Genomic DNA, 14,757 nt, shown 5'->3' with positions numbered 1-14,757 from the left:
CCAGTCTCGCCTCGCGTGCGTTGAAGGAGAGAGCCTGATGCGTATTTTTCTTTTTTGGTTGACTGCATCGCTGTCTTTCACCGCGTGGGCGGCACCGGTCGAGCAAAGTCCCGAGGCGGTCAAGGCGCAGTTGCAGGATTACTACTTCGACGCCGCCCGCCGGGGTGATGTGCCGATGCTCAAGACCTTTATCGAGTCTGGCTATTCCCTCGATACCCGCGACAGCAAGGGTTACACCGCGCTGATCCTGGCGGCCTATCACGGTCAGGCGCCAGCGGTTGAGCGCCTGCTCGCCGCTGGCGCAGATGCCTGTGCCCAGGACCAGCGGGGCAACACGGCGCTGATGGGCGCGATATTCAAAGGCGAATTACAGATCGCCCGGCGACTGATGGCCAGCGATTGCAGCCCCGACCAGCGTAATGGCGCCGGACAGACAGCGGCGATGTACGCCGGGCTGTTCAAGCGTCTGGAATTGCTTGATGCGTTGAAAGCCAGAGGCGCCGACCTCAATGCCGAGGATCCGCTGGGCAACAGCGCCGCACGTCTGGCCAGCGGCGAAATCCGTACTGCTGCGCCGCGCTGATCGGCGGTGGCTGCGTTATCATCGCGTCTTTTGTTCCGGGGGTTCTGATGGCCAAGGCCAAGCGCATGTACGGCTGCACCGAGTGCGGCGCAACCTTTCCCAAGTGGGCCGGGCAGTGCGGCGAGTGCGGTGCCTGGAACACACTGACCGAAACCATGATCGAAAGCGGCGGCGCCACGGCACCTACCGGGCGCACCGGTTGGGCTGGCCAGCAGGCGCAGATCAAGACGCTCGCCGAAGTCAGCATCGAAGAGATTCCACGTTTTTCCACCGCCTCCGGTGAGCTCGACCGCGTGCTCGGCGGTGGTCTGGTCGATGGCTCGGTTGTGCTGATCGGCGGTGATCCGGGGATCGGCAAATCGACCATTCTGTTGCAAACCCTGTGCAATCTGGCCAAAAGCATGCCGGCGCTGTACGTCACTGGTGAGGAATCCCAGCAGCAAGTGGCGATGCGCGCCCGCCGTCTCGGCCTGCCGCAGGATCAACTGCGGGTGATGACCGAAACCTGCATCGAAACCATCATCGCCACCGCTCGCCAGGAAAAGCCCAAGGTCATGGTGATCGACTCGATCCAGACCATCTTCACCGAACAGCTGCAATCGGCGCCGGGCGGCGTGTCGCAGGTGCGTGAAAGTGCGGCGCTGCTGGTGCGTTACGCCAAACAGAGCGGCACGGCGATCTTCCTCGTCGGCCACGTCACCAAAGAGGGCGCCTTGGCCGGTCCGCGTGTTCTGGAACACATGGTCGATACCGTGCTGTATTTCGAAGGTGAATCCGATGGTCGTCTACGTCTGCTGCGCGCGGTGAAGAACCGTTTCGGGGCGGTCAACGAATTGGGCGTGTTCGGCATGACCGACAAGGGCCTGAAAGAAGTCTCCAACCCATCGGCGATTTTTCTCACCCGCGCCCAGGAAGAAGTCCCGGGCAGTGTGGTCATGGCGACGTGGGAAGGCACCCGACCGATGCTGGTGGAAGTGCAGGCACTGGTCGATGACAGCCATCTGGCCAACCCGCGTCGGGTGACGCTGGGGCTGGATCAGAACCGTCTGGCGATGTTGCTTGCGGTGCTGCACCGCCACGGCGGGATTCCGACCCACGATCAGGACGTGTTCCTCAACGTGGTCGGTGGCGTGAAGGTGCTGGAGACAGCGTCGGATCTGGCGTTGATGGCGGCGGTGATGTCGAGTTTGCGCAATCGGCCGTTACCGCATGATCTGCTGGTGTTCGGCGAAGTCGGCCTGTCTGGCGAAGTGCGCCCGGTGCCGAGCGGGCAGGAGCGGCTGAAAGAAGCGGCCAAGCACGGCTTCAAACGCGCCATCGTGCCGAAGGGTAATGCTCCGAAGGAATCGCCTCCCGGCTTGCAGATCATCGCCGTGAAGCGTCTCGAACAGGCCCTCGACGCACTCTTCGAGTAACCACAATCCCCTGTGTAGGAGCTGCCGAAGGCTGCGATCTTTTGATCTTGAAACAAAATCAAAATATCGCAGCCTTCGGCAGCTCCTACAGGGGGCAAGTCAGATTTCGATCAGCGCACCCAGTTCGCGCTCCAGCTCGGCCTCATCCGCCAGATTCAGTTCGATCAAGCGGCGCAGGCGCTGGATCGATTCCAGGCTGATGTGCCGGCAGATGAACCCCAAGTGGCCGTTTTCCTCGTGGGCCAGATGCACGTCCATTTCGATATCGACGTCTTCGCTCAGATGAATGTCGACTAGGAAGTCCTGCTCTTTATCCCCAAGCCACGGCTCCGGTCGCTCGATCAGCAGGCCCTTGAGCGACAGGTCGATCAACTTGACCGGCCAGATGTACTCGCCCTGTTTCAGCTCGGTTCGGGCATCGAACGCAATACGTTTGAAACGACGTCGATTGGCGGGGTGCTCGCTCATGGCGCAATCCTCATGAAGGTTCGCTGACTATAGACCGCGAATGCGGGCGCCAGCCAATCGCTCAAGCGTCTAGACCTATGTCGGGGTATGGCCTTTGGCGCCGTAAGCGCTAAACTCGGGGTGGCTGTCTTTCTTGTCCACCCTGGCTGGAATAATAAAATGAAAAATAATAATAGCCTGCTGCGCCACTTACCCTGGCTCGTGCTGGCAATCGTAGGAGCGTGCGCCCTGGGCGTAGTGGCATTGCGCCGCGGCGAGGCGATCAACGCCTTGTGGATTGTGGTCGCTGCCGTGGCCATTTATCTGGTTGCGTACCGTTACTACAGTCTGTTCATCGCCAACAACGTGATGCAACTGGATCCGCGTCGGGCCACCCCCGCCGTGCTCAACAACGATGGTCTGGACTACGTGCCGACCAACAAACACATTCTTTTCGGTCACCACTTCGCGGCCATCGCTGGCGCGGGGCCGCTGGTCGGTCCGGTGCTGGCGGCGCAGATGGGGTATCTGCCCGGCACACTCTGGCTGATTGCCGGTGTGGTGCTGGCGGGCGCGGTGCAGGACTTCATGGTCCTGTTCATGTCGACCCGACGCAACGGCCGTTCCCTGGGCGACATGGTGCGTGAAGAGATGGGCCGGATTCCCGGGACCATCGCACTGTTCGGCTGCTTCCTGATCATGATCATCATCCTCGCGGTGCTGGCGCTGATCGTGGTCAAGGCCCTCGCCGAGAGCCCGTGGGGCATCTTCACCGTGATGGCGACTATCCCGATCGCGATGTTCATGGGCATCTACATGCGCTACATCCGCCCGGGCCGCATCGGCGAGATCTCCGTGGTCGGTGTGTTGCTGCTGCTCGGCTCGATCTGGCTGGGCGGGCAGATTGCTGCCGATCCGGTATGGGCCAAAGCCTTCACTTTCACCGGTGTGCAGATTACCTGGATGCTGGTCGGTTACGGTTTTGTCGCCGCGTCGCTGCCGGTCTGGCTGATTCTGGCACCGCGTGACTATCTGTCGACCTTCCTCAAGATCGGCACCATCGTCGCCCTGGCGATCGGTATTCTGGTGACCATGCCCGAGCTGAAAATGCCGGCGCTGACCCAGTTCGTCGACGGCACCGGCCCGGTGTGGAAGGGCGGTCTGTTCCCGTTCCTGTTCATCACCATCGCTTGCGGCGCGGTATCGGGTTTCCACGCGCTGATCTCGTCGGGCACCACGCCGAAGCTGCTGGATAACGAAACCAACGCCCGCTACATCGGTTACGGCGGCATGCTGATGGAATCGTTCGTGGCGATCATGGCCATGGTTGCCGCTTCGGTGATCGAGCCAGGCGTGTACTTCGCCATGAACAGCCCGGCCGCTGTGGTCGGCAGTGATGCCGCGTCAGTAGCGCAAATGGTCACCAGCTGGGGCTTCGCGATTACGCCGGAGGCGCTGCAAGCGGTTGCCCATGATATCGGCGAAACCACCATTCTGGCCCGCGCCGGTGGTGCGCCGACCCTGGCGGTCGGTATCGCGCAGATCCTGCACAGTGTCCTGCCGGGTGAAAACACCATGGCGTTCTGGTACCACTTCGCGATCCTGTTCGAAGCGCTGTTCATCCTCACTGCTGTGGACGCCGGTACCCGTGCCGGACGCTTTATGCTGCAGGATCTGCTCGGCTCCTTCGTACCGGCGCTGAAACGCACCGAATCCTGGACCGCCAACCTGATCGCCACCGCCGGTTGTGTGGCGATGTGGGGCTGGTTGCTGTATCAGGGCGTGATCGATCCACTGGGCGGCATCAACACTCTGTGGCCACTGTTCGGTATCTCCAACCAGATGCTCGCCGGTATCGCGCTGATGCTCGGCACCGTGGTCCTGATCAAGATGAAGCGCCAGCGCTACATCTGGGTCACCCTGTTGCCGGCCACCTGGCTGTTGATCTGCACTACCACTGCTGGTTTCATCAAGCTGTTCGACGCCAACCCGGCGATCGGCTTCCTGTCCCTGGCCAAGAAGTACAGCGATGCGCTGGCCAACGGTCAGGTGCTGGCACCGGCGAAGAGCGTCGAGCAGATGCAGCACGTGATCTTCAACGCCTACACCAACGCCACACTCACCGCGCTGTTCCTGTTCGTGGTGTTCAGCATCCTGTTCTATGCGCTCAAGGTCGGCATCGCCGCCTGGGGCAAGAAAGAGCGTACGGATAAAGAATCGCCATTCCAGGCCCTGCCGGATGCGTAACCAGAGGATTGCAGCATGTTCAATGACCTGAGTCGCCTCGGTAAATACCTCGGTCAGGCCGCGCGCCTGATGGTCGGCATGCCCGACTACGACACCTACGTCGAGCATATGCAAACCAAACACCCGGACAAACCGGTGATGAGCTACGAGATGTTCTTTCGCGAGCGTCAGGAAGCCCGTTACGGTGGCAAGGGTGGGCCGAAGTGCTGTTGAGCTGACAGCCTTCGGTTGAGGTAATCCCCTGTGGGAGCGAGCCTGCTCGCGAATACGGAGTGTCAGTTGATGAAGGATTTGACTGACACACCGCTTTCGCGAGCAGGCTCGCTCCCACATTTGTTTTTGTGTTCTTTTCAGGAGATCGGGTTTTGTCTTCTCCCATTCCGGTAACGGTCCTCAGCGGTTTCCTCGGCGCCGGCAAGACCACTTTGCTGCGTCATTTATTGAAAGCCGAGCACGGCCTGAAAATCGCCGTGATCGAAAACGAATTCAGCGACGCCGGCATCGACACTCAGTTGCTGGGTGACGAGCCGGTGCAGGTCATGACCCTGGCCAACGGCTGCGTCTGCTGCACCATTCACACCGATCTGACCAAGGCGCTGTACTTGCTGCTCGAGCGCCTGGACAGCGGCGAGATCGCCTTCGATCGTCTGGTGATCGAGTGCACTGGTCTCGCCGATCCGGCACCGGTGGCGCAGACGTTCTTCATCGACGAAGAGCTGCGCGAGCGTTACCTGCTCGACGGCATCATCACCCTGGTCGACGCCGCTCACGCCGACGTGCACCTGACCCAGACCATCGCCCAGGCGCAGATCGGTTTCGCCGATCGTCTGCTGGTAAGCAAGACCGATCTGGTCGATGAGGCGACGTTCACCGCGCTGAGCGAGCGCCTTACGCGAATCAACCGCCGCGCGCCGATCCGCGTGGTCGAGCATGGCAACATCGATCTGGCTGAACTGCTGGATGTGCGTGGTTTCAACCTCAATGCTGACCTGGGCGGCGGTTTGAGCTTGCGTCCGGTGAGCAAGGCGCCGTCGATCGATCGCATCTCCAGCCTGGTGCTGCGCACCGATCAGGCGCTGGATATCGATCAGCTCAGCGAATTCATGAACGAGTTGCTGGAAGAGCACGGCAAGCAATTGCTGCGCTACAAAGGCGTGCTGAATATTGTGGGCGAAGATCGGCGCTTGGTATTTCAGGGTGTGCTGAAACTCTATGGTTTCGACTGGGACACCGAATGGGCCGAGGGCGAGACGCGCGAGAGTGTGATCGTGTTTATCGCCGATGACTTGCCGGAAGAGAAGATTCGGGCGGGGTTTGCCAGGGTTGCAGCGCAACAAGCCTGATAATTTCAATAGCTCAACGGGCCTCTTCGCGAGCAGGCTCGCTCCCACAGTAGAACGCATTCTGTCAGAAGGAATGCAATCCACTGTGGGAGCGAGCCTGCTCGCGAAGGCGGTCTAACCGACAGCACAATGCTCAAGATCTGAACCCAGCAGTGTCTGCTCAAGATGATCCAGATGCCGATTCATCAGCCCCTCTGCCTTGGCAGCATCACCTCGCTCCACAATTTCAACCAACGCCAAATGCTCCTGCCATGCGCAACAGCTTCGCGTCGAACCCTGACTCCGCGCAATCGCCAACGAGGTCAACGGCACCAGACTGCGCAGAAAATGCGCCAACGGCACATTCCCCGCCATCCGTGCCAACTGCAAATGAAACTCCCCCGATAACCGAATCGCCGCCCCGCGCCGATCCTGCTCGACGGCGCGCTTCTCGCGCTCTATCAACGTGCGCAAGCATTTCAAATCGTCTGGCTGCGGACGCTGACACGCCAACCCCACCAACGTGTTCTCAGCCAACCGTCGCGCATGCAAAGTCTGCCGGATCAGCTCCCGATCAGGCGCAGCCACTCGTGGTCGATGATTGGCGCGCAATACCACGATCTGCTCATGGGACAACTGCGTCAGCACCCGTCGTACATCGGCGCGGCCGGCGCCGAACATCGCTTGCAGACTCTCCTCGGTGAACCGGCTGTCTTCACCGATACGCTGCTCGAGAATCGCGTCGAACAGTCGCGGATACAACTCCTCAACCGGCATGCGCAGGCGAGAGACGGGCAGGGCGGTCGAATCGGCATGCGAGGCTGAAGCAAAACTGTTCATGGCCGTTCTCCTGGCAAATCAGGTGGGCAGGTTGTCGTCCGGAATATTCAGCTCAACGCCCATGCGCTGGCCTTCGCGCAGAATGTGCCGACGCATTTCGGCGCTGGCCTGAGCGCTGTTCTTGCTGCGGATCGCGCGGACTACGGCTTCGTTTTCTTCCAGGCGTTCGGCCAGATGTTCCGGTGAATTGCGCAACACTTCGGCGCTTTGCTTGAGGGCATTGCTGGTCTGCTGCACCACGCTCTGGAAAATCGGGTTCGAGGTCAGCGTGAACAGTTCTTCGTGAAAGGCGATGTAGGCGCTGACCCCGGCTTCACTGTCACCGGCCTCGAGGGCTTCGCGCATGTCCATCAGGGTCAGGCGCAACTGGCCGACCTCCTTGCTGCTGATCGATTGCGCAACCAGCCCGACAATGAACGGCTCGAGGGTGTAGCGCAGTTGCAGCACATCTTCCAGGCTCGCCCCGGCGACTGCGCTGTCGTGGCTCTGGCTGTCGCTGAGTTGCGCATCGAGGACGACCACGCCTTTGCCCGGCATCGAGCGCACCAGGCCGAGTGTTTCCAGCACGATCACCGCTTCGCGCAGGCTCGGCCGGCTGATGCCCAGCTGTTCGGCCAGTTCACGCTGGCCCGGCAGCATGTCGCCGGAGCGCCACTGGCCTCGGGCCAACGCGGCGCGGAGTTTCTCCACCACTGAATTGACGACGGTTGAAGTTGTAATCACGTATTGGCTCCCTGCGCCGTGCCTGCGCATTGGCAGGCACGGCACTCATTCAGAATTCTTTGGCCGCCGCCGGAGCGACGGTTTTTCGCGGTTGAAAGTTATAGCCCTGTTCGCCGTTGAGCACCTTGTTCGCTCGCTGTACATCGATGTCCTTTTCCCAGCGGGCGATGGCCACGGTGGCGACGCAGTTGCCGATCAGATTGGTCAGCGCGCGGCCGATGCCCATGAACCAGTCCACGGCCAACACCAGCACCAGGCCGACCACGGGAATCGCCGGAATCGCCGTCAGCGTTGCCGCGAGAATCACCAGCGCCGAACCGGGAATGCCGTGGGCGCCTTTGGAGGTGATCAGCGAAACCAGCAGAATCGTCAGCAAATCGGTCATCGCCAGCGGTGTGCCGGTGGCATTGGCGATGAACACGATGGCCAGGGTCAGGTAAATCGAGAAACCGTCGAGGTTGAACGAGTACCCGGTCGGGATCACCAGACCGACCGTCGAGCTGCCGATACCGAGGTGTTCGAGCTTGCGCATGATCTGCGGCAGCACGGCGTCGGAAGAGGCAGTGCCCATGACGATCAGCAGTTCTTCCCGCAGGTACTTGAGCAGCGGCCACATGCGCAGGCCGGAGACGCGCATCACCAGACCGAGGATCAGCGCGACGAAGGCGACGCAGGTCAGGTAGAACAGACCGACCAGACTGCCCAGGTGCTGCAGCGAGTCGAGACCGTATTTGCTGGTGGTGAAGGCGATGGCGCCGAATACGCCGATCGGCGCCAGACGCACGATCATGCCCATGATGCGGAAGATCACGTGGCTGAGTTCGTTGATCAGTCGCGAGATTCCCGAAGCGGCTTCGCCAACCAGATTCAGCGCACTGCCGAACAGCACCGAGAACAGCAGCACCTGCAGAATATTGTTGTCAGCGAAGGCACCGATCACCGAGGTCGGGATCAGGTCCATCAGGAATTGTGTGGTGGTGTGCATGTGCTGGCCACGCTCGGCGAGGTCGCCCATGTCGGCGCTGGAGAGTTGCTCCAGATGAATGTTCGCGCCGCTGCCAATGCCGGTGCTGAAGGCGAACACCAGGCCGATCACCAGAGCGATGGTGGTCAGCACCTCAAAGTAGATCACCGATTTGAGGCCAATGCGCCCGACCTTCTTCAGATCGCCCGCGCCGCTGATGCCGCTGACCACCACGCAGAACACGATCAGGCCAATCAGCATCTTGATCAGTTTGATGAAGCCATCGCCGAGCGGTTTGAGCTGAGCGGAGTATTCAGGAAGGGTCAGCCCGCAGACGATGCCGAGCATCAGTCCGAGAACCACTTGGAGGAAGATTGAACGCGAGCACCATCTGAGCATGGGAGGAATCCTGGGTCGGTGTCCTGGCTGCCGCACGCGTTGCGCATCGGATGCAGGACTTAATTATTTTGGTCTTACCGGTATGTCCAGTGCAGGCGCAGTCTAGGCTCGGGTTTTTCCTGATTACAAGGGGGAAACATGAAATTGGCATGACCGGTCTGACCAGTGGCCCCAAACGCGTATAGGAGCTGCCGAAGGCTGCGATCTTTTGATCTTGTTTTTAAAATCCAGATCAAAAGATCGCAGCCTTCGGCAGCTCCTACAGGTGAATTGCAGGCGAAAAAAAACCGGCCAATCACTTGGCCGGTTTTTCATGCTGCTGGTTTAACGTCGCGATTAAGCGCCGTACACCGGCAGTTTCTTGCAGATGGCTTTGACTTTCTCGCGAACGGCATCGATCACCGCTTCGTTGTTCAGGTCAGCCAGGATGTCGCAGATCCAGCCGGCCAGCTCTTTGCACTCAGCCTCTTTGAAACCGCGAGTGGTCACAGCCGGAGTACCGAAGCGCAGGCCGGAAGTCACGAACGGCGAGCGTGGATCGTTCGGCACGGAGTTCTTGTTCACGGTGATGAACGCTTTGCCCAGAGCGGCGTCAGCGTCTTTGCCGGAGATGTCCTGCTTGATCAGCGACAGCAGGAACAGGTGGTTTTCAGTACCGCCCGATACCACGTCGAAACCGCGCGCGATGAACACTTCGGCCATGGCCTTGGCGTTCTTCACCACTTGTTGCTGGTAAGCCTTGAACTCAGGCTGCAGCGCTTCCTTGAAGCAGATCGCCTTGGCCGCGATCACGTGCTCCAGCGGGCCACCCTGGGCGCCCGGGAATACTGCGGAGTTGAGCTTCTTCTCGATTTCGGCGTTGGCACGGGCCAGGATCAGACCGCCACGTGGACCGCGCAGGGTCTTGTGGGTAGTGGTGGTCACGACGTCGGCGAACGGCACCGGGTTCGGGTACACACCCGCAGCAACCAGACCGGCGACGTGAGCCATGTCGACGAACAGGTAGGCGCCGACCTTGTCAGCGATTTCGCGGAAGCGCGGGAAGTCGAGGATCTGCGAGTAGGCAGAGAAACCGGCAACGATCATTTTCGGCTTGTGCTCGACCGCCAGACGCTCGACTTCGTCGTAGTCGATCAGGCCGTTGGCATCGATACCGTATTGAACGGCGTTGTACAGCTTGCCCGAGGAGGAAACGCTGGCGCCGTGGGTCAGGTGACCGCCATGGGCCAGGCTCATGCCCAGAATGGTGTCGCCACCTTGCAGCAGAGCCAGGTAAACAGCGGCGTTGGCTTGGGAACCAGCGTGCGGCTGAACGTTGGCGTAATCAGCACCGAACAGTTCCTTGGCACGGTCGATGGCCAGTTGTTCAACCACGTCAACGTATTCGCAACCACCGTAGTAACGCTTGCCCGGATAGCCTTCGGCGTACTTGTTGGTCAGGACCGAGCCTTGAGCTTCCATCACCGCTGGGCTGGTGTAGTTTTCCGAAGCGATCAGCTCAATGTGTTCTTCCTGACGCTGAGCTTCTTGCTCCATGGCGGCAAAAAGGTCGGCGTCGTACTTGGCAATAGTCAAATCACGGCTGAACATGGCGGTCCTCAAGGATCGGGGGCAGAAAAGGGGGGCATTCTAACCCAACCGCTTTTGGATGACATATGAAACGACGTCATGTCGCAGACAAGTGGCGTTCATGACAGATGTGCGGTGCTTTTGCCGGCCCCTTCGCGAGCAGGCTCGCTCCCACATTGATCGTTCCCTGTGGGAGCTGGCTTGCCAGCGATGGCAGCACCGCAGATGTTCAGTCGAACATGAACAATGCGTCGTTACAGAACTGCGCTTCAAACCGTCCCGCCGGCATCGGCCGGCCGAACAGATAGCCCTGCACCTCATCGCAACCATGCTCACGCAGGAAGTCCAGTTGCTCGTGGGTTTCCACGCCCTCGGCGATCACCGCCAGGTTCAGGCTGTGGGCCATGGCGATGATCGCCCGGGCGATCTGCGCGTCCTGTTCGCCGGACGGCAGGCCGTCGACGAAAGTACGGTCGATCTTCAGCACGTCGATCGGGAATTGCTTGAGGTAGTTGAGCGATGAATAACCGGTGCCGAAGTCATCGACTGCGATGCTCAGGCCGAGGTTCTTCAGCCCGGCAAGAATCTGCATCGCCTCGCTGACTTCGCGCATCAGGATACTTTCGGTCAGTTCCAGCTCCAGACACGCCGGTGGCAGGCCGGTTTCGCGCAGGATCGTCGCGATTCGGGTGCCCAACTGGCCGTCGGAGAACTGCCGTGCGGAAATGTTCACCGACACCTTCGGCACCCGCACCCGTTGCTGGTGCCAGGTTTTCAGCTGTCGACAGGCCTCGCTGATAACCCAGTCGCCAACGTCCACCACCAGGCCGAGCTCTTCCAGCACCGGAATGAAATCACCCGGCGGCACCAGCCCGCGTCGCGGATGGCGCCAGCGCAGCAGCGCTTCGGCGCCGGTCAGGCGCTTGCCGTCGCCACTGAACTGCGGCTGGTAATACAGGACGAATTCGTTCTGCTCCAGCGCATGGCGCAGATCGCTTTCCAGTTCCAGACGCTCCAGCGCACTGGCGTTCATGTCGGCCTGATAGAACTGGAAGTTGTTCTTGCCGCGTTCCTTGGCGTGGTACATCGCCGTGTCGGCGTTCTTCATCAACTGGCTGAGTTCGTTGCCGTCCTGCGGACTCAGGGCAATGCCGATACTGGCGGTGACGAAGAACTCGCGGCCCTCGAGCACGAACGGCCGCACCAGGCTGGCGAGAATCTGCTCAGCGACATGAATTGCCCGGTTCAGCGCCAGTTCGCGGTTGGAGCGATGCTGCAGCAGCAAGGTGAATTCGTCGCCGCCCATGCGCGCCACGGTGTCATCGTCATCGACGCAGGCCAGCAGGCGCGTGGCCATGTCCTTGAGCATGCGGTCGCCGGCGGCGTGGCCCAAGGAGTCGTTGATCGGTTTGAAACGGTCGAGGTCGAGGAACATCAGCACCACCCACGACTTCTGCCGTTCGGCCGCTTGCAGTGCGGTGTGCAGACGGTCCTGGAACAGCGTGCGGTTCGGCAGGTGGGTGAGGGCGTCGTAATAGGCGAGGCGGTGGATGCGCTGCTCGCTGGCCTTGCGCTCACTGATGTCGCTGAAGAAACACACGTAACTGGCCAGATCGCCCTCGTCGTCTAGCACGGCAGTAATGCCGACCCACGCCGGGTAATGCTCGCCGTTACGGCGCTTCATCCACACTTCGCCTTCCCAGGTGCTGTGCTCGTGCAACTGCTTGAGCACGTAGCGCAGGTGCGCATCCTGCTGCTCGTCGACGGTGAGCATGTTCGGCAACTGGTCGAGCACTTCGCCGACGCTGTAGCCGCTGACCCGACTGAACGCTTCGTTGGCCTGGACGATGTAGCCGGCCGGGTCGGTGATCAGGATTGCCGAAGTCGAGTGCTCGAATACCGTAGCGGCCATGCGCAGGTCTTTTTCGGCACGGCGCTGCTGGCTGATATCGCGGCCCACGCCGAGCACGCCTTCGAACGCGCCGTGTTCGTCCCACACCAGCACCAGGCGCAGTTCGATCGGAATCTTGCGGCCATCGGCACGCAGGCAATCGAAGAGGAACAGTTGCGTTTGCACCTGACTGCGCAGCAATGCCAGTTGCTCGGGCTTGTCCAGCGCCTTGCTGACGCGGTCCATCAGCACATGAATGCCGTTCAGTTGCCCGGGATTGGCGATGATCGATTGCCAGCCGTTCTGGAAGATCCATTCGGCGTTGTAGCCGAGCACGGCCTGCACCGACGGGCTGACGTAGTTCAACGAGAGCTTGCTGTCGGTGGAGAAAATCACGTCGCTGATGCTTTCGGCGAGCATGCGGTAGCGCTGCTCGCTGTCACGCAGCGATTCGCTCGCCTCAATCTGTTCGGTGATGTCCTTGGCGACGCCGATGATCCGCGTGACCTGATCATGCTTGTCCCGCGCCAGCGCCTGTTCACGGATGTCGAAGCGCCGCCACTTGCCGTCGCGATGGCGGAAGCGCAATTGGCATTGCAACAACTGGCTGTAACCGGCGTGACGCTGCAACTGCCGCGAGCGATGGTAATAGTCGGCGTCTTCCGGATGCAGAAGGATTTCCCAGAAGTATTCGCCCATCTGATGCAGTTCAGTGCGGTTGTACCCCAGGGTCTGGCCGAGGTGGTGGTTGCTGAAAATCATCCGCTGGCTGATCACGTCCTGCACATACAGATGATCCGGCACGGTGCGCACCACGTCCGACCAGAAGCCTTCGCGCTCCAGCAACGACAGCTCGATCAGCTTGCGGCTGGTGATGTCGTTGATGCTGAGGATCACCGCTTTATAGTCGTGCTGCTCGCTCGGCAGGCGCAGGACCATCCACAGGTGCTGGTCGCGACCATTGCTGTTGGGCAGTTTGATTTCCAGTTCCAGCTGTTTCTGCTGCTGCAGGACGGCGTCGAGGATCTGCTGACCGATCGCGCACTGCGGATGGCGCTGGCCATCGATCAGCAGTTGCCAGGCATCGTCGCAGGAATGCACATCGAGCAGTTGCAGGGCGACCTGATTGACCTCGGTGACGCGCATTTCCGCGAGCAACTGCTGGCGCTGCTGCGGTTGGTCGAGCCAGGCCTTGAGCTGGTCGCTGGTCTGGATCTGCGCCTTGTCGAACATCTGCTTGAGGCCGGACAGGTCAAGCACGCACAAGGCCACGCCGGTGCCTTCGAAAATATCCTGGTAACGCCGCCGGCCTTCATGCACCTGGCGCTGGCGCCGACGCATGTTTAGCAGTGCAATCACCGGCAACATCGAGAACGCCAGGCCGAGCAGGCATTTGCCGATGAACGCCGGCAGCAATTCTTCCAGTACGCGCTGGCGGTCGAACAGCCCGCGCAGTTGCCAGTCGCTGCTGCTCAGCGGCACGGTCAGTACGGTGTTGGCGACATCGTCAGGCGTCAGCCCGCCAGCCTTGACCGAGGGCAGCCCTGCTTCGCGGCTGATGATCTGGTGATTGAGGCGGTTTTCCACCAGCCACAACGGGCGCAGGGCGGTGGCGTCCTGTTTGGTCAGCGAGTCGAAGAAGGTTGGCGTCAGGCGCAAGGCCCAGTAACCGCGACTGCTGCCGCTGGCCTGATGCAACAGCAGGTGCACCACCGAGCCGTCATCGGCATTGCTGAAGTAATGCGCCTGGGCGCGGCTGCGGCGCACCAGTTCGGTCAGGTAATCGGCGTCGGAACTGTCGGTGGCGCTGTCGCTGATGATGCGGCCGGAGGGCGAGAGCAGGGCCATGCTGCGCAGATCGGGCAGCGAACGCTGCAACTTGCGCAGGAGCATCTGCTGTTCGTCGGCGGTTTGCGGTTGTTCGACGATCGGTAGCAGATTGAGGGCGATTTGCGCATTCAGCGCCATGTTCAGGCTGACCTGGGCGGCGAGGTCGGCGGTGTAGTCGATGGTGTACTGGCGCTGATTCTTCTGGGTTTCACGCAATTGATCGAGCAGTTGCCAGAACAGCAACGCGAGCAATAACAGCACGAGGGTGGCCAGCGCACCCTTTAATGTCCCGCGCAGGGGCGAGCCGGGCGCCGGTGGGGTGCTGCTCACAGAGGCTGGCGGAGTGACATTGGTCAAGCTGTGATCCTGCGATTTGGCTGGACTGGCGCGACGTGCACTATAAGCCGGACGCCCGAAGGGCGGCTAGCATGCCTTGACTCGTGGCGAAGTGCCAGCCCCCTCTCGGCTGGACTGCCATCGGTCATTAAGGTAGCTTTGCCGGTTACGCGGGGGCGTTCCAGCTCCTA

At 60.9% G+C, this 14,757-nt stretch carries 11 protein-coding genes; 5 read left to right on the top strand and 6 right to left on the bottom strand.

The features are described from left to right. Nucleotides 1-37: 37 nt before the first annotated feature. Nucleotides 38-583, top strand: a complete 546-nt coding sequence (locus ASG55_RS22620) for an ankyrin repeat domain-containing protein (RefSeq protein WP_056790532.1) — start codon at nucleotides 38-40, stop codon at nucleotides 581-583. Nucleotides 584-630: 47 nt separating this feature from the next. Next, complete coding sequence (radA, locus tag ASG55_RS22615; RefSeq protein ID WP_056790529.1) at nucleotides 631-1,998, top strand: DNA repair protein RadA; 1,368 nt, start codon at nucleotides 631-633, stop codon at nucleotides 1,996-1,998. 99 nt (nucleotides 1,999-2,097) lie between these two features. On the opposite strand, the gene ASG55_RS22610 is transcribed toward radA, so the two are convergent. Continuing rightward, nucleotides 2,098-2,466 (bottom strand): PilZ domain-containing protein, encoded by a 369-nt coding sequence (locus ASG55_RS22610; RefSeq protein ID WP_041477779.1) that lies wholly within the window; start codon nucleotides 2,464-2,466, stop codon nucleotides 2,098-2,100. A 159-nt stretch (nucleotides 2,467-2,625) separates the two neighbouring features. Here ASG55_RS22610 and ASG55_RS22605 point away from each other — a divergent pair, with 159 nt between their 5' ends. From ASG55_RS22605 to yjiA, 3 genes are all read left to right on the top strand, one after another. Then, entirely contained in the window at nucleotides 2,626-4,692 is a 2,067-nt protein-coding gene (locus tag ASG55_RS22605) for a carbon starvation CstA family protein (protein WP_041477781.1), read from the top strand. 15 nt (nucleotides 4,693-4,707) lie between these two features. After that, nucleotides 4,708-4,905, top strand: a complete 198-nt coding sequence (locus ASG55_RS22600) for a YbdD/YjiX family protein (protein ID WP_003228401.1) — start codon at nucleotides 4,708-4,710, stop codon at nucleotides 4,903-4,905. Between the two features lie 152 nt (nucleotides 4,906-5,057). Further along, on the top strand, nucleotides 5,058-6,035 hold the full coding sequence (gene yjiA / locus ASG55_RS22595) for a GTPase (RefSeq protein ID WP_056790527.1): 978 nt from the start codon (nucleotides 5,058-5,060) through the stop codon (nucleotides 6,033-6,035). A 114-nt stretch (nucleotides 6,036-6,149) separates the two neighbouring features. On the opposite strand, the gene ASG55_RS22590 is transcribed toward yjiA, so the two are convergent. The 5 genes from ASG55_RS22590 to morA all read right to left on the bottom strand — a co-directional run bounded on the left by ASG55_RS22590 (nucleotide 6,150) and on the right by morA (nucleotide 14,587). Then, complete coding sequence (locus ASG55_RS22590; protein WP_056790524.1) at nucleotides 6,150-6,854, bottom strand: GntR family transcriptional regulator; 705 nt, start codon at nucleotides 6,852-6,854, stop codon at nucleotides 6,150-6,152. A gap of 18 nt (nucleotides 6,855-6,872) precedes the next feature. Then, the gene (locus tag ASG55_RS22585; RefSeq protein ID WP_016773102.1) at nucleotides 6,873-7,577 is read right to left on the bottom strand and encodes a FadR/GntR family transcriptional regulator; all 705 of its coding nucleotides are present in this window, start codon (nucleotides 7,575-7,577) and stop codon (nucleotides 6,873-6,875) included. A 49-nt stretch (nucleotides 7,578-7,626) separates the two neighbouring features. Beyond that, nucleotides 7,627-8,940 carry a C4-dicarboxylate transporter DctA gene (locus ASG55_RS22580; RefSeq protein WP_056790521.1) on the bottom strand — a complete coding sequence of 438 codons (1,314 nt, stop codon included), beginning with the start codon at nucleotides 8,938-8,940 and terminating at the stop codon, nucleotides 7,627-7,629. A 336-nt stretch (nucleotides 8,941-9,276) separates the two neighbouring features. Further along, entirely contained in the window at nucleotides 9,277-10,530 is a 1,254-nt protein-coding gene (glyA, locus tag ASG55_RS22575) for a serine hydroxymethyltransferase (protein WP_016773106.1), read from the bottom strand. 208 nt (nucleotides 10,531-10,738) lie between these two features. Next, nucleotides 10,739-14,587 (bottom strand): cyclic di-GMP receptor MorA, encoded by a 3,849-nt coding sequence (morA, locus tag ASG55_RS22570; RefSeq protein WP_056790520.1) that lies wholly within the window; start codon nucleotides 14,585-14,587, stop codon nucleotides 10,739-10,741. Nucleotides 14,588-14,757 lie beyond the last annotated feature (170 nt).

Source organism: Pseudomonas sp. Leaf434 (genome assembly GCF_001425545.1).
GTDB classification, from domain to species: domain Bacteria; phylum Pseudomonadota; class Gammaproteobacteria; order Pseudomonadales; family Pseudomonadaceae; genus Aquipseudomonas; species Aquipseudomonas siliginis.
The sequence above is the reverse complement of the archived record's forward strand: the minus strand, read 5'-3'. Positions and strand labels throughout refer to the sequence as shown.

What these genes read in the sequence shown, in the direction of transcription:
- ASG55_RS22620 (WP_056790532.1), top strand. Translation starts at nt 38, where the DNA reads ATGCGTATTTTTCTTTTTTGGTTGACTGCATCGCTGTCTTTCACCGCG.
- radA (WP_056790529.1), top strand. Translation starts at nt 631, where the DNA reads ATGGCCAAGGCCAAGCGCATGTACGGCTGCACCGAGTGCGGCGCAACC.
- ASG55_RS22610 (WP_041477779.1), bottom strand. Translation starts at nt 2,466, where the DNA reads ATGAGCGAGCACCCCGCCAATCGACGTCGTTTCAAACGTATTGCGTTC.
- ASG55_RS22605 (WP_041477781.1), top strand. Translation starts at nt 2,626, where the DNA reads ATGAAAAATAATAATAGCCTGCTGCGCCACTTACCCTGGCTCGTGCTG.
- ASG55_RS22600 (WP_003228401.1), top strand. Translation starts at nt 4,708, where the DNA reads ATGTTCAATGACCTGAGTCGCCTCGGTAAATACCTCGGTCAGGCCGCG.
- ASG55_RS22590 (WP_056790524.1), bottom strand. Translation starts at nt 6,854, where the DNA reads ATGAACAGTTTTGCTTCAGCCTCGCATGCCGATTCGACCGCCCTGCCC.
- ASG55_RS22580 (WP_056790521.1), bottom strand. Translation starts at nt 8,940, where the DNA reads ATGCTCAGATGGTGCTCGCGTTCAATCTTCCTCCAAGTGGTTCTCGGA.
- glyA (WP_016773106.1), bottom strand. Translation starts at nt 10,530, where the DNA reads ATGTTCAGCCGTGATTTGACTATTGCCAAGTACGACGCCGACCTTTTT.